The following is a 20935-nucleotide window of genomic DNA, read 5'->3' as shown; positions in this document are numbered from 1 at the left end:
TCTCTTCGTTGCGCCTCCCGTCAGGAACCGCCACCGAGGTAGTCCTCCAGGGCCGGCCTCGTCGTCGCGACGACGACGGCCACCTCGCGGATGTCCTCGGACAGATGCGCCCGGTCCTCCTCCTGGCGGATGATCGCCGGCCGGTCCGACGAGAGCACGCTCGCCCCGAGGCGGTCCACCAGCTCGGCCAGGACGTCGAAGAACCGGCCGGGCGGGAAGCGGTTGACGGCGACGCAGACGTCGTTGACGTCCAGATCGACCTCGTGGCCGTCGGCGGTCCGGATCAGCACGCCGTGCCTGAGGTCCTCGTCGGCGGTGACGACGTACGGCGCCAGGACTTCCCGTACGAGCTCCATGTCGAGGGGCTCCGGTTCACCGTTCCGATAGCGGAGCACGAACAGCATTCGACTCATTGTTGGATCCTCACCGGAGTGTTTCTGAACGATCTGGATGAGGCCGTCCCGGGAAAGCGGACTTTCCCGGGACGGCCTCATCGGTGGAGCATGCTACGGCATGTAAATGACGTCGATCTTTCCTGCGAGTTCAGGAGTGTCCGCGACCATGTGCCGGAACGCGGTCGCCGCTTCCGGAGAGCTCACGTAGTACACGATGGGCGTGTACGTGTCACCATCCGCCGCCTTGGCTCCGGCGACCTGGGCCTTGGCCTCGGTGATCGGGGCCGTGACGAAGAACTTGAACTTGCCGGTCGCCGGATCGATGACGCCGCTGTCGCTCCAGTACTTCGCGTCGATCAGCTTGCCGTTCTGGTAGCCATCGAGCTTGACGTACTCGCCCTTCCGACCGGAGACCGCGTACTTCATCTTGAGCTTGTAGACGAAGCCTTCCGGTACACCTCCCGTCATCCGCATCTGGTAGGCGGCGGCCGCGGCGTCCATGCCCTCGTTCTCCGCAGCCCAGAATCCCGGCCCGTTGAGGCCACCGACCCAGCAGCCGGGGCCGGTTCCGCCACCGCTGCCAGAGCTTGCGGCGGAGTAGGACGCGACCTGGAAGCCCGCCGTCTTGAAGGTCGCCGTGTCGACCTTCTCGCAAGCGTCGTCGAGCTTGCGGATGATGCGACTGACCATGCCCTGGACGGCGGCCTCGGTCAGGCCGACGGTGCGGAGCGCCAGCCAGGCGTCGGTAAAGCCGATACCGGTCTTGAGGGCGGCGTCCATCGCCGTCACCGCGGCCTTTGCCGATTTGAAGATCGCGCCCGCGACGAACCAACTGGCCGCCCAGGCACAGTCGCCCCAGCTGCCACCGGAGACACCCGGAGTGATCAGCTTGGCGCAGCCGATGAAGTCCCCGAGAAGGACGTCGATCGGATCGATGCCCGAGTTGAACTCGAGCATCGTCAGCGTGTACGACATCCGCTCGGTCTTGGCCTCCGAGACCTCGGGGCCAAGGTAGACCGTGTCCGCGTCGGGGCAGCCGTACTGGTACGAGCCCGGCTCCGCCAGGCACATGAACAGGTCGACGTGCGACTTGTATGTGACGTCGGCCGTGATCGTGCAGTCCCCGAAGTGGATGATCGGGTTGCAGTTGTCCTTGACGACGTTCTGCGGTTCGCCGATGTACTCGATGTGGTCGAGGACCGCCCACACCCCGCCGATGCCGGTGGTGACACCTTGCGTGATCTGCTCGGTGTTGCCCGCCGTCTCCGTGCGGTCCGCGGCGGCCTGGGCCTCGTTCGCCGCGTCCCACGCGCCCTCGGCCGCCTTCTCCGCGGCCGTCGCGTCGGTTTCCGCCTGGGTGGCGGTGTCCCGGGCGCTCGCGGCGTCCGCCTCGGCCTGGGTGGCCACGGCATGGGCGTTGGCGGCGTCCTTCTCCGCCTCGGTCGCCGCAGCGTCCGCCGCGATGGCGTCCTGCTCGGCATCCATCGCCGCCCACGACGCCGCGATGGCGTCGTTGCCGGCCGACTGCGCGTAGCCGTCGGCCCGGTTCGCCGAGGCCTGTGCCTCCTTGGCGTCCTTCGCGGCCTGGGTGGCCGACGCCTGGGCCCGCTCGTACGCCTTGGCGGCGCGGAGCGCGTCGTTCGCGGCGGCCGAGGCGGCCTGGGCCGCGAGCTTCATGTCGGCGGCGGCCTGCGCGGCGAGGGCCTGTGCCTCGGCGGAGAAGGCCTGGGCCATGTTCGCGGTGGCGGCCGCTGCAGCCGCCTGCTGCTGCGAGATCGTCAGGGACTGCTGTCCCGTCAGCACCGCGAACGCCGCTGAGCTGTCGACCTCCTGGAACGGACCGCCGAGGGCGATCGCCTCGTTGGCCGGCTTGATCACCGCCGCGGCGGAGTCACGGGCCGCGAGCGAGGACTGCACGGCAGCGAGGGCCTTGCCTGCCGTGGTCGCCGCCCATGCTGCGGTCTGCAGCGCCTCGGAACGGGCGGCAGTCGCCTCTGCCTTGGCGACCTTGGCCGCCGCGGAGGCCTTCTCGGACTGCTCCTTGGCGCCCTTGGCGTCGGCCGCCGCCGCCTCGGAGGCGTCGATGGCCTCGGCCGCCGCAGCGTGCGCCGCAGCTGCGGAACCGGCCGCGACCAGGTACGACGACCAGGCGCTGTCGGCCGCCGCCTTGGCGCGGGACGCGGAGCCCTGCGCCTTGGTGGCCGCGTCACGGGCGTTGACGGCCGCAGCCGTGGCCGCGTTCGCCGACGCGCGTGCGTTGGTGGCCGCCGTGGTCGCCGTGTTCGCGGCGGCGCGGGCGTCGGTCGCGGCGGCCCGGGCCGCCTCGGCCGCGTCCGTACCGTCGACGGCCGCGGCGTGGGCCTCCAGGGCCGCCGCCTTCGCCGCCAGCGAGTCCCGCCGCTGTTCGGCCTCCAGGGCCCTGTCACGGGCCGCGACCGCGTCGCGCTCCGCCTGCTCGGCGTCACCCCTGCGGGCGGACGCCGTGGCGCCCGCCGCCTCGGCCGACGTACGGGACTCACTGGCGATGCGGCCCTGGGCGACGGCGTCGGCCTCGTGGCCCTTGGCCTTGTCCCGCTCGATCTCCGCGGTGGCCCGGTAGGCCGCCGCGTTGGCGCGCTCCAGCTCGGCGACGGCGCGCTGCGCCTGCGCGTCGGCGGCGGCCCGGCGCGCCTGCTCCTCCTCCGCGAGGGCGGTTTCCTTGGCCTTCTTGGCGATCAGGGCGTTCGCCGCGGCCGAGGCCGCGTAGGCGTCGGCGCTGTCCGCGGCGGCCTTCGCCTGGGCGGCGGCCTCCTGGGCGGCGATGCGGCGGAACTCGGTGTTCACCGCGTGCGCCTCGGTCTGCGCCAGGGCGAGGAGTGCCTCCGACGTCGAGACCGTGGCCTTCGCCGCGTTCAGCGCCGTCTCCGTCGCCTTCGCAGCAGCCTGGGCCGCCGCACCCGAGGCGCGAGCGACCTGGACCGACTGCTGGGCGTACATCAGCCCACGACCGCGCGGGACTTCCGCGGCGTCCGCGATGTCCCACGCCTGCTGCTGTGCCGTCACCGCGTCCTGGGCTGCCTTCGCGGCTGCCTCGGCGTGCGTGTTGGCCGACGTCAGCAGGGCCGCGACCTTGCCCCGAGCCCGGGCCAGGTCAGTGGCGGCCTGGTCGAACAGCGCCTTCTTCGGCTTGAGGATGCTGTCCGGGTCCGACTCGAGCTCGTCGTGCCAGTACTTCTGCCACAGCAGGACCTGCTCGGCGAGCCAGGCCTGACCGATGGCCTCGATCATGTCGTCGGTGGCCTCACGGGTGTGGGCCGCGGCGTCCGCCTCCGCCTGCATGATCACGGCACGGGGTGCGGCCTGTGCCGCGTACTCCGCCTCCCACTCGGTGTGCGCCTGAGCGACGACGCCGCTCAGCGCGTTGCGCGGGTCCACCGGTTCCTGGTGGTCGCACGTCGCCCACGCCTGCTTGAGGTTCTCCACCTCGACACGGAACTCGGCGGAACCCTCGGCGGGCGCCGTCGTGACGAAGCCGCCGTGCCTCAGGTAGGACGCGATGTCGGTCGAGGTGGTACCACCCGAGTACTGCGTGTTGTTGAGTTCATCGTCCCGCAGCATTACGGCCGCGGCCCAGTCGTACCAGGAGTCCTTGCCGTCGTTCTCCTCGGCGATCTCCCGGGCCTGGGCGATCGCGTCGGCGCCGGCGTTGCTGTGGCCGTCCCAGCCGAGACGTCCCGCCAGTTCGGCCTGGGTGAACATGGTGAACTGACGTACGTCGGTGTCGAACTCGGGCGAGTCCAGCGTGATGTCGTCGCTGAACGAGCTCATCGCGTACGGGCGGTTGGCCTCCTTGAGGCCGTCTCTACGGGCGTCGGAGGCGTCGCGGTAGGCGAACGCCGCCTCCCGGTCCTTGGCACTGGCCTGGCCCAGGGACTCCAGTCCGATCCATCCGATGTCCCCCACGACGGCACGGAGCTCATCGTTCGTCCCGGACAGGCCCTCGATGGCCTTGGCCTTCATCGCGGAGCCGCCCGCGTGCAGGGCGACGCCCGTGATGCACCGGTCCAGGCGCGGAGTGCTGCGGACCTTGCGGATGACCTCGGTCAGTTCGTTCAGCTTCCGTACCGCGCGGTCCGCGTCGGCGAAGACCTGCCTGATGCCGGTGCTGACCTTCTCGATCGCTTCCGCGAGCGCCGGGATCCGGCCGACGATCACCGCGGAGGAGGGGATGTCGACCAACGACCACAGGCAGTTCTCGACGTTGGTCTCGGCCAGGCAGGCCTTGACCTTGGCGGTGCCGAGCTGGTCGAGCAGGATCTGGCCGCCGTTCGCGGCCGTCCACTCGACGACGTTCACCGAGACAGCGGCGAGCGCGGCCCGGTACTCGTCGACGCAGGTCTGCCCGCACTCGTCGAGGAGAATCTGCTCCTGCTGCTCCCCGAGGACCGGCCAGGACGACGAGCCACCCTCGACGGGAGTGCTGCCGTCCTGGAGGGCATCCTCGCGTTCAGCTTCGTTCTGCTCGCTCTGTTCCTGTTCGGCCTGTTCGGCGGCGTCCTCGGCCGCTGCGCTGTCGGCCTCGGCGTTGGCCGCCTTGGCCTCGGCGTCCTTGGCGTCCTGCTCGGCCTGGGTCGCCTCGTTCTGGGCGTCGCCGGCGGCTCCGGCGGCCTTACCCGCGGACTCGCCGGCCTTGCTCGCGTCGCGCTCGGCCTCGGTGGCCTCCCGGTCGGCGGCAACGGCCTCGGATTCGGCATCGTTCGCGGTCAGTTGGGCGCTGAGAGCGTCGTCGCCAGACTGCTGGGCGAGGCCGGAGGCTGTGCTGGCGGCCTCCCCCGCGGCCTCCCCCGCGCTCGCCGCGACCGCGGCGGACTCCTGGGCCCGGGTCACGGCCCGGGCGGCGCGCACCGAGTCGGCGGCAGCCTGTGCGGCGGCGTCTGCGGCGATCTTCGCGTCGCCGAGCGCCTGGTCGGCTGCCTGCTGTGCGGCCTGGGCGGCTTGAGCCGCTTCCGTTGCCTTGGCCTCCGCCGCGGCTGCCTGCTGCTCCGCCAGCGTCTTCGACGACTGGCCGACGAGCACGGCGAACGCGGCCGAACTGTCCTTCTCCTGATAGGGCGTTCCTGCGGAGATCGCGTCGTTCGCGGCGGCGATCGCCTCGTTCGCGCTGTCCCGGGCGGCCAGCGCGGCCTGCCCGGCCGCATAGGCACGTCCGGCCACGGTCGCGACGGACTTGACCGCCTCACCGGCCTCGGTCCCGGCCGCCGCGGACTCCTCGCCCGCCCTCTTGGACAGTTCGGAGGCATTCGCGGACGACGTGGCGGCCCGATCGGCCCGGAACGCGGCATCCTGGGAGGCATCGAGCGCCTCGGCGGCAGCGGCGTGCGCGGCCGCGGCAGCACCGACGGACTCCAGGTACGAGGCCCACGCACCGTCGGCGTTCGCCTGGGCCCGCTCGGCGGCGCCTTCGGCCTTGGTGGCGGCGGTGCGAGCGGTGACCGCCGCGCTGGTGGCCTCGTCTGCCGCGGTACGCGCGGCCGTTGCGGCCGTGGCCGCCTGTCCGGCTGCGGTCTGGGCCGCGTCCGCGGCCTGCCGGGTCTCGGCGGCGGCTGCGGAGCCCTCGGCGGCAGCGGCGGCTGCGTTGAGAGCCGCAGCGCGTGCGGCGGTCGCCTGTTTGGCCTGTTCTGCGGCAACGGCCGCTTCCCGTGCGGCCTGTGCGGCGTCCGCCTTCTCTGTGGCGAGCTTGCGCTTCTCGGCGGCTTCGGTGGCTGCCGTACCAGCTGTCGCCTTCGCCTCCTGAGCAGCGGTCTGTTGAGACGCGGCCCGGGCTTCCGCCTCCTGTGCCTTGGCTCGCTCACCTGCTGCCTGCGCGCGGGCTGCGACGGCGGTCGCATGCTCCAGTTCCGCCTTGGCCCGCTGCGCCTGGGCGTCGGCCGCGGCCGTACGGGCCTTGTCCCGCTGCTCCTCCGCCGCGGTCTGCGCGTTCTTGGCCGTGGTCGCGCTGTCGGCGGCGGCCGTGGCATCGGCCTCGGCGCTGTCGGCGGCGGCCTTCGCCTGGGCGGCGGCCTCCTGCGCGGCGATGCGCCGGAACTCGGTGTTGATGGCGTGGGACTCGGTCTGTGCCTTGGCCAGCAGGGCGTCGCTGTCGGCCACCGTGGCGTTGGCGGCTTCGAGGGCCGTCCTGGTGGCCTTGGCGGCGGCCTTGGCTGCCGCGCCCGAGGCACGGGCGACCTGGACCGACTGCTGGGCGTACATCAGCCCACGGCCACGCGGCACGTTGGTGCTGTCGGCGATCGCCCAGGCTTCCTGCTGGGCGGTCACCGCGTTCTGAGCCGCGGTGGCCGCACGCTCGGCGTGGCCGTTGGCGCTGGTCACCAGAGCAGCGACGTTGCTCCGGGCGCGGGCCAGGTCTGCGGCGGCCTGGTCGTAGAGCGCCTGGTCGGGCTGTCCGAGGGCATCGGGATCGTTGGCGAGCTCGTCTTGCCAGTACTTGCGCCAGGTGAGGATCTGTTCGGCCAGCCAGGCCTGCCCGATGGCCTCGATCATGTCGTCGGTGGCCTCGCGGGTGGCGGTGGCGGCGTCCGCCTCCGCCTGAATGATGGTCGCGCGAGGAGCGGACTGGGCAGCGTACTCCAGCTCCCACTCGGCCATCGCGGTCATCACCGGGGCGTTGAGCACGCGCCGTACGTCAAGCGGGTTCTGACTGTCGCAGGCAGCCCATGCCTGCTTGAGGTCCTCGACCACGATGCGGTACTCGGCGGACCCGTCAACGGGCGCCTCCGTGATGAAACCGCCGTGCCGCAGGTAGGAGGCGATGTCAGTGGAGGTGGTCCCACGGCTGAAGTCCGCGCTGTGGACCAGCTCCGACTCGGACAGCATGACCGAAGCGGTGAAGTCGTTCCACGAGTCCTTGTCCTTGTTCTCGGCAGCGATCTCCCGAGCGCGCGCGATCGACTCCGCGCTGGCGACACTGTGGCCGTCCCAACCGAACTGAGCGATCTCCTCCTGCGTGATCAGAGTGAACTGCCGCACATCGGCACCGAACTCCGGTGGGTCCCACTCCATTACCCCACTCGTAGCCACCGAGGAAACATATGGGTGATTTGCCGTATCCAGTGCTTCGACGCGAGCGTCGAAGGCGTCGGCGTAGTCCCCTGCGGCCTCGCGGTCGGCGCGAACCGCCTCCACCAACAGGGAGTACTGGGGCTGGCCGTCGTCCCCCACAACAGTGCCGGTACCGATCTCACCCACCGCTCGGTACAGCTGGTCGGCGGTACCGGTGAGCCCGTCGACGGCCGCTGCCTTCTGATGAGGACCGCCGCTGTGCATCGCCACACCGGCGATGCACCGGTTGAGCCGTGCGAGCTCGCCAACACTGTTGCGGTAGGACCCGGTGTCTTCCTCAGGCGTGTCGGCCGCAACCGGCACCGCCTGTATCAGCCCCGCGAACATGGCAATGGAGGTGACGAGTGCCGTCCCCACCATTCCCCTGGTCAGGGCATCGCGCATGCGTCGTCGACGCCTGCCGAATGATCTTCCCGATGACATATAGTTTACCTAACTAATGTCTTGGCGGCCGACAGCACCCACCCCCGCACAGCGGAACCGGACACTGCCGCTTCAAGGTGGGGAGACCTGCCGTTACCCAGGGGAGACCGCCCGCGCCCCCCACGCGGTTACGGGGCGCACCCCACTGGAACTTCTCACGAAGATCACTCTCACCAAAAGGTCAAATAATCTTCATGAAGAGCTCATGAATGCACAGGACCAGACAAAACGATCAGGATCTTCGCGGGATCGTTACAACTGAACGGGAACGCACAAAGGCGACAGAGCCTCCATGGAGCCACCGCCCGCAGCCAGGGAACACCCAGAGCCCCAGCAGCTCCGAATACACCCCCCGCACCCCTCCCGAAGCACCCCACAGATCTCCCCGAGCGTCGCCTCAGCCCGTACTCCTCCTGCGGCATGCACTCCTCGAAGATGTCCGTCTGGAGCGTGCCTTTGAGAACGGCGGGCTCCACACCCTGCCTCTCCGCCGCCGAGTCGACCGCGACCCCGCAGTGCCCAACCTCTCCGAGGGAGCGAGGATCGTCGGAGTCGCGTCCCATGAGGGTCGGCAGAATTCCCGAAGAGCGCCGTGAAACCGCCCTCGTGCTTACACGCCCTGCCGTACCAGGTCTGCAAACCGCCGCGAGGCACTGCGGCGGCGGTAGCGGTCCGGTCTGGTCACGCCTTGGCGACCACCCGTGCCGGCTCTCCGAGCTGCCCCGCCAGCTCATGGCTGATCTTGCGCTCCACGAAGAACGCGGCGGTGGGAACGGTGCCGGCGAGCAGGACCCACAGCTGCTTGCGGACCGGCCACTTCGCCTTGGAGCCCAGATCGAAGGCGAAGACCAGGTACACGACGTACAGCCAGCCGTGCGCGATACCGACGACGCTCGTGAAGCCGTCGGCACCGTCGAGCTTCAGCGCGTACTTGGCGATCACACCGAGGGTCAGCAGAACCAGCAGTACACCGGTGACGTAGGCCATGACGCGGTAGCGGGTCAACACGCTCTTTTTCATGCGTACGAGCGTAACCACCGGTTTCCAGCGATCTTCCGGCGACCCCGGAAGTACCCGCTGCCGCCCTACTCCTCGTCGAAATCGCTCGCCGCCACCCGCAGCGGTCGCAGCATCGCGAAGATCTCCGCGCATTCCTCCGCGTCGTACACGCCGAGGCCGAAGTCCATTGCCATCAGGTCGCGGGTTGCCGCGTCGACCGTTTCGCGGCCCTTTTCCGTGATCGTGGCCAGGGTGCCTCGGCCGTCGTTGGGGTTGGGGCGTCTGGCCACCAGGCCCGACTTCACCAGGCGGTCCACGGTGTTCGTGACCGACGTCGGGTGGACCATCAGGCGCTCGCCGATCTTGGACATCGGCAGTTCGCCGGCCTTGGAGAAGGTGAGCAGCACCAGCGCCTCGTACCGCGCGAACGTCAGACCGTACGGCTTCACCACCGCGTCGACCTCCGCGAGCAGGATCTGCTGCGCACGCATGATCGAGGTGATCGCGGCCATCGACGGGACGTTTCCCCAGCGCCGTTTCCACAGTTCGTCGGCGCGGGCGATGGGATCGAAGGGGAGACTGAGCGGCTTCGGCACGGCACCAGACCTTACCGGCCGGTCACATCGCGGTCAGCCCCGTCTCGCCCTTCGGTCCAGGTCATCCGGTGCAGATCGGGGTGCAGATCTTCGAGGCCCGCCGCCCCCGGTGTCGCGGCCTTGACGGTCAGTCTCCCTGTGCCACGATTACCGACTGATCGTCACCGACCGTCACCATGCGTCATCTTTTCCCAAGGGAGCAGCATGTCCCGGCTGACCCGTACCCTCTCCCTCACCCTCGCGACACCCGCGATGCTCACGGTGCTCGGGCTCGCGGCCGGCTGTGTTTCCGCGCCCGAGGTGGGCGAAGCCGCCGTCGTCTCCGGTGCCACCAAGGAGGCCTCCGTCGCCGGTTCCCAGGTGTTCTGGGTCGATCCGGCCTCCCCCGCCGCCCGGCAAGTGCGGGCGTGGCAGCGGCAGGGGCGTGAGAAGGAAGCGCGGCTGTTGCGTCGTATCGCCGAGCAGCCCGCCGCGCTCTGGCCCGCCGGTGACGACCCGGTGCCGGTGATCCGGACCGCCACCCGAGCAGCCGCACGGGACGGACGTACGACCCTTTTCGTGGCGTACAACATTCCGCACCGCGACTGCGGTCAGCATTCCGCGGGTGGGGCCGGCGACGCCGGCGCCTACCGGGCCTGGATCGAGCGGTTCGCCGACGCTCTCGGGGACAGTCCCGCTCTGGTCGTCCTCGAACCGGACGCGGTCGCGCATGTCGTGGACGGCTGTACTCCCGCCGAGTACCACGCCGAGCGGGAGCGGTTGCTCTCCGACGCCGTCGCGCGGCTCAAGCAGCAGGGCCGTACGAAGGTGTACGTCGACGCCGGCAATCCCGACTGGTTCGATGAGCCCCGCAAGCTCGTCGAGGCGCTGCGGCGGGCCGGGATCGCGCGGGCCGACGGGTTCGCGCTCAATGTGTCCAACTTCCAGACGGACGCGGCCACCAAGACGTACGGCGTCCAGCTCTCCCGTGCCCTCGACGGCAAGCACTTCGTCGTCGACACCAGCCGCAACGGGAACGGGCCGCTGCGCGGCGACCGGAGCGACGCCTGGTGCAACCCGCCCGGCCGCGCCCTCGGCACCCGCCCGACCACCCGCACCGGCGAGCCCGCCCTCGACGCCTACCTGTGGATCAAGCGGCCCGGCGAGTCGGACGGCGAGTGCCGGGGCGGCCCGGCGGCCGGGCGCTGGTGGCCGGAGTACGCACTCGGGCTCGCCCGTAACTCCCGTACACGGTAAGCCGGTTACGCCCCTTCACCTCACCTGGATCCACTTCGCCTCCGACGGCGTCCCCTTCGCGTCCGTCACGAACAGCATGTACCAGCCGGGCGGCACCAGCGTGCGGTCCTTCGGTACGTCGACCGTCACCGACGTGCGGTCCTTGCTGAGGGGGAGGTCGATGGAGCGCTGTTCGACGTCCGTCGTGTGCGTGACAGCGCTGGGGCGCATCAGACGGGCCTTCGACACTCGTTCCGGGTGGGGGGACTTGAACGTCGCGCGGCCGAGTTTGTCGGTCTCCTGGGGGCCGTCCCCCAGTACGGGCCTGTTCTTGCCGTTCTTGTGCAGCGCGGGCGGAGTGAAGATCTCCATCCGCTGCTCGAAGTGGCCCAGCTTGGTGTTCTGCTGGTTGTCGTAGAGCGGGTCGGAGCCGAAGGTGGCGACCCGGCCGTCGGGCAGCAGCAGCGCCTCGGAGTGGTAGTTGCGGCCCACCTTCGGCGATGCCGCCGCCCGGAACGCGTTCGCCTTGGGGTCGTAGAACTGTGCCTTGAGGATGTTGCTGGCGCTGCGGCCCCGGTAGTCGGCGGAGCCGTTGGACGTGAACACGGTGTCGTCCGGCATCAGGACACTGTTCAGGTAGCGGGTGCCCTGGGGGAGGTCGGGGCCGGCCTCGAAGACCGGGTTGTCCTTCTTCAGGTCGACGACGGCCGTACGCCGCGTCGCCTTCTTCGACTCGCCCACGCCTCCGCCGCCCAGGATCATCACCTTCTGGTCCTGCGCCGGAGGCAGCAGCACCGACGCAGAGGTCTCCGTCTCGTCGGCGTCCGTCAGGCCCGGCACCTTCTCGAAGGTGTTCTTCTCCAGGTCCCACAGGCCCGGCGCCCGGCCCATGGTGGCTGGTCCGTAACCCGCGTTGGACGCCGGGTAGAACAGCTTGCCGCCCTTCGTGAGGAACAAGGCCGGGTAGGTCGGGAAGTAGCGCTTCGGGCCCGGGGTCCACTTCTTGGTCTTCGGGTCGTAGATCTCGTTGTCCCCGGGGTCGATCGCCCCGACGTCGTCGAGCCCGGAGACGGCAAGGACCCGTCCGTCGTCGAGACCTACCAGCGTCGGATACCAGCGCGCCTTGTCCATCGGCTCGACCGGGATGTACTTCTCGGCCTTCGGATCGAACTCGTACGCCGCCCTGATCCCCTGGAAGTCCTGCTTGTCCATGGTGATCTTCTCGGAGAGGCCGTACGTGTTGTCCGCGTCCTTGCCCTTCAGGCCGACGATCTCGTACTGCGCCTGCTTGGCGGTGATCGACACCGGCCCCGCCGCGGCCGCCTCGACGAAGACCCGGGCCTCGCTCGCGACGACCTTCGTCACCCAGGGCTGCATGACCCCGGCCGCGTTGTACGTGATCTTCTGCGTGCGCTTGGCCTTGGGGACGGTCACGTCGAACCGGCTGACGTACTCGACCCCGGCGGGCGACCGGAACCGGGTGCCCTTCTTCAGTACGATCGGCTTGTCGGGGTTCTCGTTCTTGACGCGCATCCCGCCGCCCGCCCGCTCGACCTCGCCGTCGAGCAGCTCGTAGCGGGCGGTGCCGCCGGCCACCAGGAGCCGTCCGTCGGGTAGTTGGGCGTGTCCGGCGCAGAAGAAGTCGTCGGGGGTGGCGATCTTCTTGAAGGTGTCGTTCCTCGGGTCCCACAGGATCGTGTCGAACGAACCCTTGTCGAACTTCTTCTGCTCGTTGCCGGAGCCCGCGACGATCAGCACCTTGCCGGTGTGCAGCAGCGCCGCGTGGATGGCGTTGGTGCGGAACTCCTTCGGGATGTCGATCGCGCTCCAGGAGCCGTACTTGGCCTGGTAGCCGGGCTGGGCGATCTTGTACTCGTGGTACCGCTCACCGGCGAAGTCGAGCACGGCGGGCGCGTTGAGACCGGCGAGCAGGGCGACACCCCCGATGCCCAGGACGGTCTTCTTGGTCTTCTTCGACGGCTGGTAGGCCATGGCCTAGTTGCCTCCTGTCGGGGTGCTGGAGACCGGTGCGACAGCGGTGGTCGCGAGCGCGGGTTCCTCGCGCTCCCTGCTCTCGCCGGGCTCCTTGCCCTGCTTGCGCCGGGTGGCGAGCCACACCCCGACCGGGGCCAGGGAGATCACCATGGCCAGGACGGCCCAGGTGCGCATGGCCACATGGGTGTGGCCGAGACGGACGGAGGCCACGAGCGAGACCGCGAGGAGCACGGCCCAGAAGAGATGGACCCGGAACGTCAGCAGCCGGTCGGGGCTGGCGTCCCCGCCCTTCGGCGTGACGACGAACCGGCTCGGGCGGCGGAGCAGGGCCGCGCCGAACGACTTCAGGTAGATCGGCGCGGAGAGCGCCGACATCGCCATCCCGGCCAGCCCGCCGGAGCCCTCCGGCTCGTGCGGCGAGACGTTGTGCCGCCGGTTCCACAGATACAGCCCGATCTGGAGGGCGGCTGCGTCGCTATAGAGCATCAGCCAGACGGAGGCCGCGACCTGCGTGCCGGACGCCCCGAACCAGAGGAAGAGGAAGCAGCTCAGCATCCCGAGGAACCAGTTGACGGCGGTCATCGGGTAGTAGACGAGCATCAGCGTGTACGAGAACAGCCGGCCCGGAGGCATGCTGAAAGGCGCCTTCCAGTACTGCTTGAACAGCGTCTCGTACGTCCCGCGCGACCAGCGCATCTGCTGGGTGAAGAAGTCGGTCCAGGACGCGGGCCCCTCGCCCACGGCGAGCACGTCCGGCGTGTAGACGGACCGCCAGTGCCGCCCGGTACTCGGATTGCGGCGGCGATGCAGTTCGAACCCCGTGGCCATGTCCTCGGTGATGGAGTCGTACAGCCCGCCGATCTGCTTGACGGCCGCGATGCGTACGACGTTGTTGGTGCCGACGAACATGGGGGCGCGGTAGCGGTTCCCGGCGCGCTGGATGAGCGCGTGGAAGAGGAACTGCTGCGACTCGGCCGCCTTGGTGACGGGGTGGGTGTAGTTCCCGTACACCTGGGGGCCGACGACGAAGGCGACGTCCGGATCGCGGAAGAAGCCCGTCATCCGCTCCAGGAAGTTGGGGAGCGGCACGTGGTCGGTGTCGACGGAGGCGTAGAAGTCGTACTCGTCGCCGTGCATGGCGATCCACGCGTTGTAGTTCCCGTGCTTGGTACGGGCCTTGTGGACGCCCTTGGTCCGGTTCCACTCGGGGACCCCGTGCCGGCTGAAGTGCCGTACGCCCAGTTCGGCGCAGAGCGCCTTGGCCTGCTCGTCGTCCCCTTCGTCGAGCAGCCACACGTCCAGCGGGCCGGTGTGGTGGACGCGGGTCGCGCCTTCGAGGGTGGCCCGGACCATCGCGAGGGGTTCCTTGCCCGGGACGTACGTGGTGAGGAAGGCGACGCGGGTGCCGGACTCCGGTACGACGGGTACGGGGTCACGGGCGACCATGGTCGCGTGGGCGATGGACACCACGTTGACGACCATGAACAGCTCGATCAGCCCGATGGCTATGAGCATCGCGATGTCGAGATGGACCATCCACGCGTCGCCGCCCTCGCGCTCGACCCAGTGGGTGGGCCAGACGAGGTAGACGAGCAGCGCGCCGGTGAGCAGCGGCGCGAGGGTCATCAGCAGGACGGCGCGTATTCGGCGCGGCTCACGGGAGAGGAGCGAGGTGTACCGCACGCGGTACGGCGCTCTGACCGGGGCCTCGGTGAGCGGTCCGGCCAGCCGGCTGTGGGTGTCGTAGTCGTAGCCCTGCGGCCGCACAGCGCCCTCCAGTGTCGAACGAAGCCGATATCCCCACAGAAGTGGAGATATGGCGACGTGTCGAACCGGACGCGTCCAGGCGGGTGGATTTCCGAAAGGGACGGTTACTGGGAGAGAGACGGTTACTGGGAGAGGTGGCGCTCCACCGTCTCGACCTTGGAGGTCAGTCCGTCCGTCACTCCGGGGCGGATGTCGGCCTTGAGGACGAGGGAGACGCGCGGGGCGCGTTCCTCGACGGCGGCGACGGCACGCTTGACGACGTCCATGACCTCGTCCCACTCGCCCTCGATCGACGTGAACATCGCGTCGGTGCGGTTGGGGAGCCCGGATTCACGGACGACGCGGACGGCGTCGGCGACGTACTCCCCCACGTCCTCGCCGACACCGAGGGGCGTCACGGAGAAGGCGACGATCATGCCTGGACGGCTCCGTCCTGGGCCTGGCGGGCGCGGGAGGCGATGACCGCGTCCTCGGTCTCACGGCGCAGCTTGCGCTCGGCGAAGAAGCCGCCGGTCGGGAGTACGGAGAGGACGAAGTAGAGGAGCCCGGTCTTCAGGGACCACTTGGCGCGGTTCCAGGCGTCCGCCCAGAAGATCACGTAGAGGATGAAGAGAACCCCGTGGACCATGCCCATGACGGGCACCGCATTGAAGTCCGTGGTCCGCTTCAGCACCGAGCAGACCAGCAGGAGCAGGAAGGAAACGGCCTCCGGGGCCGAGACCAGGCGCAGGCGGCGGAGGGCAGAGGCGGTCTTGATGTCCACGGGTCACCTTCGGTGCTGTGTGAGTGCTGCTGGGTGAATGCTGCTTTGTGAATGGACGCACAAACGTTCGTCCATTGTGGCATTCGCCGGTCGCGCGACCGGGCTGGGGGTCCGCCCCTAGGGGGAGGTTCAGGGACGATCTCCACCTTCGGGATCTGTCGCCGGGGGTGCCCGGGAGGCTACCTTCCCTCCGTGGCGATGTTTCGACTTCAAGGCAGCAAGGTGCTCGCCGTCGACATGACCGGAGACGCCGTGAAGGCGAAGAACGGCTCGATGGTGGCGTACGACGGGCAGATGGACTTCAAGAAGCTCAGCGGCGGCGGTGAGGGCATCCGCGGGATGGTCACCCGGCGGATCACCGGCGAGCAGATGGAACTGATGGAGGTGAAGGGGCACGGGACGTGCTGGTTTGCCGACCGCGCCTCCGAGATCAACCTCGTCGGCCTCCAGGGGGACAAGCTCTACGTCGAGTCGAGCAACCTGCTCGCGACCGACTCGGGCCTGCGCACGGGCACGTCGTTCACGGGGATGCGCGGAGCGTCCACGGGCAACGGCCTGTTCACGACGACCGTCGAGGGGCACGGCCAGGCGGCGATCATGTCGGACGGTCCTGCGGTGGTGCTGCGCGTGAGCCCGCAGTTTCCCCTGACGGTCGACCCGGGGGCGTACATCGCGCACCAGGGCAACGTCCGGCAGTCCTTCCAGTCCGGTGTGACGTTCCGCACGTTCATGGGTGAGGGCGGCGGCGAGGCCTTCCAGATCCGCTTCGAGGGCGACGGCCTGGTGTACGTCCAGCCCAGCGAGCGCAACACGATCGCCGGGGATGTGTGACATGCCCTTCCAAGAGATCAACTCCAAGATGGTCGAGGCGACCGTCATGCCCGGCCAGCGTCTGTTCAGTCAGCGCGGGGCGATGCTCGCCTACAAGGGCGAGGTGTCCTTCACGCCCAACATGCAGGGCGGCCAGGGCGGGATCATGTCGATGATCGGCCGCCGGGTGGCGAACGAGGCGACGCCGCTGATGACGGTCGAGGGCAGCGGCACGGTCCTGTTCGGGCACGGCGGCCACCACATCCAGGTCATCAACCTCGCCGGGGACACGCTGTGCGTCGAGGCGGACCGCCTCCTCGCCTTCGACGGCACCCTCCAGCAGGGCACGATGTTCATGGGCTCGCAGGGCGGCGTCATGGGCATGGTCCGGGGCCAGGTGACGGGCCAGGGCCTGTTCACGACCACCCTCAAGGGACACGGCGCGGTCGCCGTCATGGCCCACGGCGGGGTCATCGAGGTGCCGATCACCCCGCAGCGCCCGGTCCACGTCGACCCGCAGGCGTACGTCGCGCACCACGGCGACGTCCGCAACAAGCTGTCCACCGCGCTGGGCTGGCGCGACATGGTGGGCCGCGGCTCGGGCGAGGCGTTCCAGCTGGAGCTGAGCGGCAACGGTGCGGTGTACGTCCAGGCGTCGGAGGAGAAGCTGTGACCACCTACCCGGGCGCGGGGCCCGTCGTCCACGACCCGATGACGCTGCCGTCCGACGACAACGTCAACAACTACACCTTCTGCGTGGAGCTCAAGGGGAGCCAGTGGTTCCTGCAGAAGGGGAAGATGATCGCCTACTACGGCTCGATCGACTTCAACGGCATCGGACACGGCCGCCTGGACCGTCTTGTCCGTACGTCCTTTCATTCGCCTCTGCACGCGAGCGACTGGGTCGTCGCCGAGGGTTCGGGCAAGATGCTGCTCGCCGACCGGGCCTTCGACGTGAATTCGTACGATCTGGAGAACGGCAACCTGACCATTCGCTCGGGCAACCTTCTAGCTTTTCAGCCAAGTCTCGCGCTCAAGCAGTCGATCGTGCCGGGCTTCCTGACCCTCATCGGAACGGGCAAGTTCGTGGCCGCGTCGAACGGCCCGGTGGTGTTCATGGAACCCCCGATCCGGGTGGACCCGCAGGCCCTGGTCGGCTGGGCCGACTGCCCCTCCCCCTGCCACCACTACGACCACGGGTACATGACGGGCCTGATGGGCGGCCTACGTGCGATGACGGGCATGGGCGGGGCCTCCGGCGAGGAGCACCAGTTCGAGTTCGTCGGGGCGGGCACGGTGCTGCTCCAGTCCAGCGAGACGCTCATGGCGGAGCAGGCCACGGGGGCGGTTCCGCACGAGCCCGGAGTGCCGGGTGGCGGCCACGCCCCCACAGGCCGGCCACAGCAACCGGGCGCACCGCGTCTTCCCGGACAGCTCGGTGACCTCCAGCGTCGCTTCGGGCTGTGAGCGGTAGTCTGCGGAGTGTGACGTCGAACGTGTGCACGCCGTCACGCCACTCCGACACACCACCCTCGCTAGTTCGCCTTTCAACCTTTTAGGTAGACTTCATTCATGGAGACCGAGACGGCCACAAGCTGGCTGACCGACGCGGAGCAGTGCGCCTGGCGCACCCACCTGGAGGTCAACAGACTGTTGGCGTACCAGCTCGAAAAGGACCTGCAACCGTTCGGCCTGACGATGAACGACTACGAGATCCTGGTGAACCTCTCCGAGTCCGAGGGCGTCCGGATGCGGATGAGCGACCTCGCGTCCGCCACCCTCCAGTCCAAGAGCCGCCTCTCGCACCAGATCACCCGCATGGAGAACGCGAACCTGGTCCGCCGTGAGAACTGCGAGTCCGACCGGCGCGGCCTGTACGCGGTGCTCACCGAGCAGGGCATGGACACGATGAACAGGGTCGCTCCCCATCATGTGGCGTCGGTGCGGCGACACTTCATCGACCTGCTGACCCCGGAGGCCCTGGCCGAGGTGGACAAGGCGCTCCGCCCGATCGCACAGCACCTGCGCGGCCAGCGGGGCCGCCCGTAAGGGCCGCCGCAGGACTAGGCGACAGGCAGGCGGAGTCCGAACAGGGCTCCGCCTGTCGCCGCTTCACGCACGGTGAGTGTGCCGCCGTGCCGTACGGCGACATCCCGGGCGATGGCAAGTCCGAGCCCGGCGCCGCCGTCGTCCCGGCTACGGGCGTCGTCGAGCCGTACGAACCGCTCGAACACCCGCTCCCGGTCCGCCTCCGGCACCCCGTCCCCGTCGTCGGCGACCTCGACGACGACCCACTCCCCCTCCCGCCGCACGTCCACCGTGACGGCCGACCGGGCGTGCCGCTGCGCGTTGTCCAGCAGATTGGCGACCAGCCGCCCCAACTGCCCCCGCGACCCACCCACTTCCACGGACACCGCCGTTTCGAGTGTCACCCCCACCCGCCCCTCCACCTGCTCCCGGACCACCTCCGCGAGATCGAAGCGGGCGTCGGCGGGCCGCTCCCCCGCGTCCAGCCGGGCGAGCAGCAGCAGATCGGCGGCTAGGCGCTGCAGCCGTACGGTGTCCTCGACGGCCCCCTCCACATCCAGCAACTCCGGGTGTGCGGCGCCGACTTCGAGCTGGGTGCGCAGGGAGGCGATGGGGCTGCGCAGTTCGTGGGAGGCGTCGGCGACGAACCGGCGCTGGCGTTCCACGGAGGTCTCCAGGGCGGCCAGTGTCTCGTTGGTGGTCCGGGCGAGCCGCGCGACCTCGTCGTGCGTGTCGGGCACCGGGACGCGCCGGGCGAGGTCCTCGGAGGCGGTGCTCTCGGCCATCTCGGCCCGGATGCCCTCGACGGGGCGCAGCGCACGCCGGGTCACCAGCCAGGTGACGCCCGCGACGACGCCGAGCAGCAGCGGGAACCCGATCAGCATGACGGTCAACGCGGTACTGACGGCGCTCTGTTCGGCGGAGAGGGGCGCGCCGGCGTACACGGTGAGGGTGCCGTCGCCGTCGGCCTCGACGCGCACGGCGGCGAACCGGTAGTCGGCCTCGTCGCCGTCGACGGTGGCGGACCCGTCGGTGAAGGAGACGTCGTCGTCGATCTCGCCGGTGGAGAGGGAGTCGTCGTCCGCCGTGGATTCGGAGCTGCCGGTGTCCCCCGTGACGGCCTGCGGACGCACGGCCGCCACCCCCGTGCCGCTGATCCGCTCCAGGTCCTCGCTGGCCGCGACCAGCCGCCCGGCCGGGTCGACGACCTGGACGGGCCGGTCGTCGTCATCGAGGGACAGCTGGTCGTACGCGGTCCCGGCCACCAGGTCGGCGGCGACGGCCCGGGCGGTCCGCTCGGCCTGCGTACTGGCCTGGCCGCTCAGGTTGGACCAGAGGGAGAGCAGTACGGCGGTTCCGGCGGCGACCAGCGCGACCGCGACGACGAGGGTGGCGCCGAGGGCGGCCCGGGCCCGCACGGAGCCGAGAGCGCGTCTCACCGCGGCACCTCCAGCCGGTATCCGGCGCCGCGCACGGTCCGGATCAGGGGAGCGCCGAGCTTGCGCCGCAGCGTGCTGACGTACACCTCGACGATGTTCGGGTCGCCGTCGTACGCGAAGTCCCAGACGTGCTCCAGGATCCGCGCCTTGGACACGACTTCCCCGGCCCGCAGGACGAGCTGCTCCAGGACGGCGAACTCCTTGGCGGTGAGGGTGACTTCGTCCTCGCCGACGTGAACACGATGGGCGGCGGTGTCGACGGTCAGCTCGCCGACCACATGGACGGGCGAGGCACCGGCCGCCCCACGCCGACGCAACAGGGCCTTCACACGGGCAACCAGAACAACGTACGAGAAGGGCTTGGTCAGATAGTCGTCGGCGCCCGTGTCGAGCCCTTCCGCCTCGTCGTACTCGCCGTCCTTGGCGGTGAGCATGAGGATCGGTACGTCGTGGCCGGCGGCGCGCAGGGCCGCGCAGACGCGGTAGCCGTTGAGGCCGGGCAGCATGATGTCGAGGATCACGAGGTCGTACGGAGTCTCGGTGGCCCGGTGCAGCCCCTCGCGGCCGTCGTGGACGACGTCCACGGCGTATCCCTCGGCCGTCAGCCCCTTCGCGAGGGACAGGGCGAGCCGCTTCTCGTCCTCCACTATCAGCAAACGCATGCGTACAGCGTCGCAAAGCAAACCTGAAGACGCCTTCAGGTGACTTCAGGTCTGCTTCAGGCGGGCTCGGGCAGCTTGGTTGTCGTCATCGAAGCGAGCATCGATCCGAGCGAACAGGCAGGAACTCCCATGAACCCCAAGAAGCGGAACATCGTCATCGCCACCCTCACCGCAGCCGCCCTGGCCGGCGGCACTGTCGCCGCCTTCGCGGCGGGCGACGACGAGACGGCTGCCGCGCGGACCGGGGTGAGCGGTGCGAACGTGCACGGCGTCACCGCCGCCGAGGCCATCGCGGCGGCCCTGCGACACACCCCGGGCACTGTCGTCTCCGCCGAGCTGGACGACGACGGGGGTGACGCCGGGGCGTGGGGTGTGGATGTCGTGGCGGACGACGGTGCGGAGTACGGCGTCGAGGTCTCGGCCGAGGGGAGGGTGCTGGACGCCCAGCGGGACACCGAGGAGGAGAGCGACAGCGAGGACCGTGCGGAGCTGGCGGCGCTGAAGGGGGCGAAGTTCGACGCACGGGACGCGGCGCTTGCCGCTGCCGCGGAGGGGGCGGTGACGGAGGTGGGGGGCGACGACGATGAAACCGGGGCGGTGGTGTGGGGCGTGGAGACGGTGAAGGACGAGGTGACGAGTGAGTGGACGGTGGCGCTGGACACGGGCAAGGTCACCAAGGTGACCGCCGACTGATTTCGCCCCCGCCGCCCCTACCCATACCCATACCCATCCCTGGGGGCTGCCG

16 protein-coding genes and 1 pseudogene are annotated in these 20935 nt (G+C 69.7%); 6 read left to right on the top strand and 11 right to left on the bottom strand.

Going from position 1 to position 20935, the window contains the following annotated elements:
* Positions 1 to 20: 20 nt before the first annotated feature.
* The 5 genes and pseudogenes from ACWCRB_RS37860 to ACWCRB_RS37840 all read right to left on the bottom strand — a co-directional run bounded on the left by ACWCRB_RS37860 (position 21) and on the right by ACWCRB_RS37840 (position 9511).
* Positions 21 to 413 (bottom strand): hypothetical protein, encoded by a 393-nt coding sequence (locus ACWCRB_RS37860; protein WP_451000388.1) that lies wholly within the window; start codon positions 411 to 413, stop codon positions 21 to 23.
* 93 nt (positions 414 to 506) lie between these two features.
* The gene (locus ACWCRB_RS37855) at positions 507 to 7877 is read right to left on the bottom strand and encodes a polymorphic toxin type 27 domain-containing protein (protein WP_451000387.1); all 7371 of its coding nucleotides are present in this window, start codon (positions 7875 to 7877) and stop codon (positions 507 to 509) included.
* A gap of 443 nt (positions 7878 to 8320) precedes the next feature.
* Positions 8321 to 8491 (bottom strand): annotated as a pseudogene (locus ACWCRB_RS37850) (methylmalonyl-CoA mutase family protein); the annotation flags it as partial.
* Between the two features lie 106 nt (positions 8492 to 8597).
* Positions 8598 to 8936 (bottom strand): DUF3817 domain-containing protein, encoded by a 339-nt coding sequence (locus ACWCRB_RS37845; RefSeq protein ID WP_235474775.1) that lies wholly within the window; start codon positions 8934 to 8936, stop codon positions 8598 to 8600.
* Positions 8937 to 9001: 65 nt separating this feature from the next.
* On the bottom strand, positions 9002 to 9511 hold the full coding sequence (locus ACWCRB_RS37840) for a MarR family winged helix-turn-helix transcriptional regulator (RefSeq protein ID WP_235474776.1): 510 nt from the start codon (positions 9509 to 9511) through the stop codon (positions 9002 to 9004).
* A gap of 204 nt (positions 9512 to 9715) precedes the next feature.
* Here ACWCRB_RS37840 and ACWCRB_RS37835 point away from each other — a divergent pair, with 204 nt between their 5' ends.
* Positions 9716 to 10747: a glycoside hydrolase family 6 protein gene (locus ACWCRB_RS37835; RefSeq protein ID WP_451000386.1), complete on the top strand. Its 1032-nt coding sequence runs from the start codon at positions 9716 to 9718 to the stop codon at positions 10745 to 10747.
* A 15-nt stretch (positions 10748 to 10762) separates the two neighbouring features.
* Here the strand turns inward: ACWCRB_RS37835 and ACWCRB_RS37830 are convergent, their stop codons facing one another.
* The 4 genes from ACWCRB_RS37830 to ACWCRB_RS37815 all read right to left on the bottom strand — a co-directional run bounded on the left by ACWCRB_RS37830 (position 10763) and on the right by ACWCRB_RS37815 (position 15251).
* On the bottom strand, positions 10763 to 12718 hold the full coding sequence (locus ACWCRB_RS37830) for a galactose oxidase-like domain-containing protein (RefSeq protein WP_451000385.1): 1956 nt from the start codon (positions 12716 to 12718) through the stop codon (positions 10763 to 10765).
* 3 nt (positions 12719 to 12721) lie between these two features.
* Positions 12722 to 14488 carry a glycosyltransferase family 2 protein gene (locus ACWCRB_RS37825; RefSeq protein WP_451000384.1) on the bottom strand — a complete coding sequence of 589 codons (1767 nt, stop codon included), beginning with the start codon at positions 14486 to 14488 and terminating at the stop codon, positions 12722 to 12724.
* Positions 14489 to 14610: 122 nt separating this feature from the next.
* On the bottom strand, positions 14611 to 14904 hold the full coding sequence (locus ACWCRB_RS37820; protein WP_105970767.1) for an MTH1187 family thiamine-binding protein: 294 nt from the start codon (positions 14902 to 14904) through the stop codon (positions 14611 to 14613).
* Complete coding sequence (locus ACWCRB_RS37815) at positions 14901 to 15251, bottom strand: DUF3817 domain-containing protein (RefSeq protein WP_451000383.1); 351 nt, start codon at positions 15249 to 15251, stop codon at positions 14901 to 14903. Before ACWCRB_RS37815 ends, ACWCRB_RS37820 begins: the two co-directional genes overlap by 4 nt.
* A gap of 198 nt (positions 15252 to 15449) precedes the next feature.
* On the opposite strand from ACWCRB_RS37815, the gene ACWCRB_RS37810 reads away from it, so the two are divergent.
* The 4 genes from ACWCRB_RS37810 to ACWCRB_RS37795 all read left to right on the top strand — a co-directional run bounded on the left by ACWCRB_RS37810 (position 15450) and on the right by ACWCRB_RS37795 (position 18110).
* Positions 15450 to 16082 (top strand): AIM24 family protein, encoded by a 633-nt coding sequence (locus ACWCRB_RS37810; RefSeq protein WP_369035669.1) that lies wholly within the window; start codon positions 15450 to 15452, stop codon positions 16080 to 16082.
* A 1-nt stretch (position 16083) separates the two neighbouring features.
* Positions 16084 to 16734 carry an AIM24 family protein gene (locus ACWCRB_RS37805; RefSeq protein WP_451000382.1) on the top strand — a complete coding sequence of 217 codons (651 nt, stop codon included), beginning with the start codon at positions 16084 to 16086 and terminating at the stop codon, positions 16732 to 16734.
* Positions 16731 to 17528 carry an AIM24 family protein gene (locus ACWCRB_RS37800; RefSeq protein WP_451000381.1) on the top strand — a complete coding sequence of 266 codons (798 nt, stop codon included), beginning with the start codon at positions 16731 to 16733 and terminating at the stop codon, positions 17526 to 17528. The genes ACWCRB_RS37805 and ACWCRB_RS37800 overlap by 4 nt, the downstream gene beginning before the upstream one ends.
* A gap of 105 nt (positions 17529 to 17633) precedes the next feature.
* Positions 17634 to 18110 (top strand): MarR family winged helix-turn-helix transcriptional regulator, encoded by a 477-nt coding sequence (locus ACWCRB_RS37795; protein WP_235474783.1) that lies wholly within the window; start codon positions 17634 to 17636, stop codon positions 18108 to 18110.
* Positions 18111 to 18124: 14 nt separating this feature from the next.
* On the opposite strand, the gene ACWCRB_RS37790 is transcribed toward ACWCRB_RS37795, so the two are convergent.
* Both ACWCRB_RS37790 and ACWCRB_RS37785 read right to left on the bottom strand, forming a co-directional pair.
* Entirely contained in the window at positions 18125 to 19528 is a 1404-nt protein-coding gene (locus ACWCRB_RS37790) for an ATP-binding protein (protein ID WP_451000380.1), read from the bottom strand.
* On the bottom strand, positions 19525 to 20190 hold the full coding sequence (locus ACWCRB_RS37785; protein ID WP_451000379.1) for a response regulator transcription factor: 666 nt from the start codon (positions 20188 to 20190) through the stop codon (positions 19525 to 19527). The genes ACWCRB_RS37790 and ACWCRB_RS37785 overlap by 4 nt, the downstream gene beginning before the upstream one ends.
* 129 nt (positions 20191 to 20319) lie before the next feature.
* Here ACWCRB_RS37785 and ACWCRB_RS37780 point away from each other — a divergent pair, with 129 nt between their 5' ends.
* Positions 20320 to 20883 (top strand): PepSY domain-containing protein, encoded by a 564-nt coding sequence (locus ACWCRB_RS37780; protein WP_451000378.1) that lies wholly within the window; start codon positions 20320 to 20322, stop codon positions 20881 to 20883.
* The last annotated feature ends 52 nt before the right edge of the window (positions 20884 to 20935 follow it).

The sequence above is a fragment of the Streptomyces sp. NPDC002156 genome, assembly GCF_053593675.1.
This window is presented reverse-complemented; position numbering and strand designations above follow the sequence as displayed.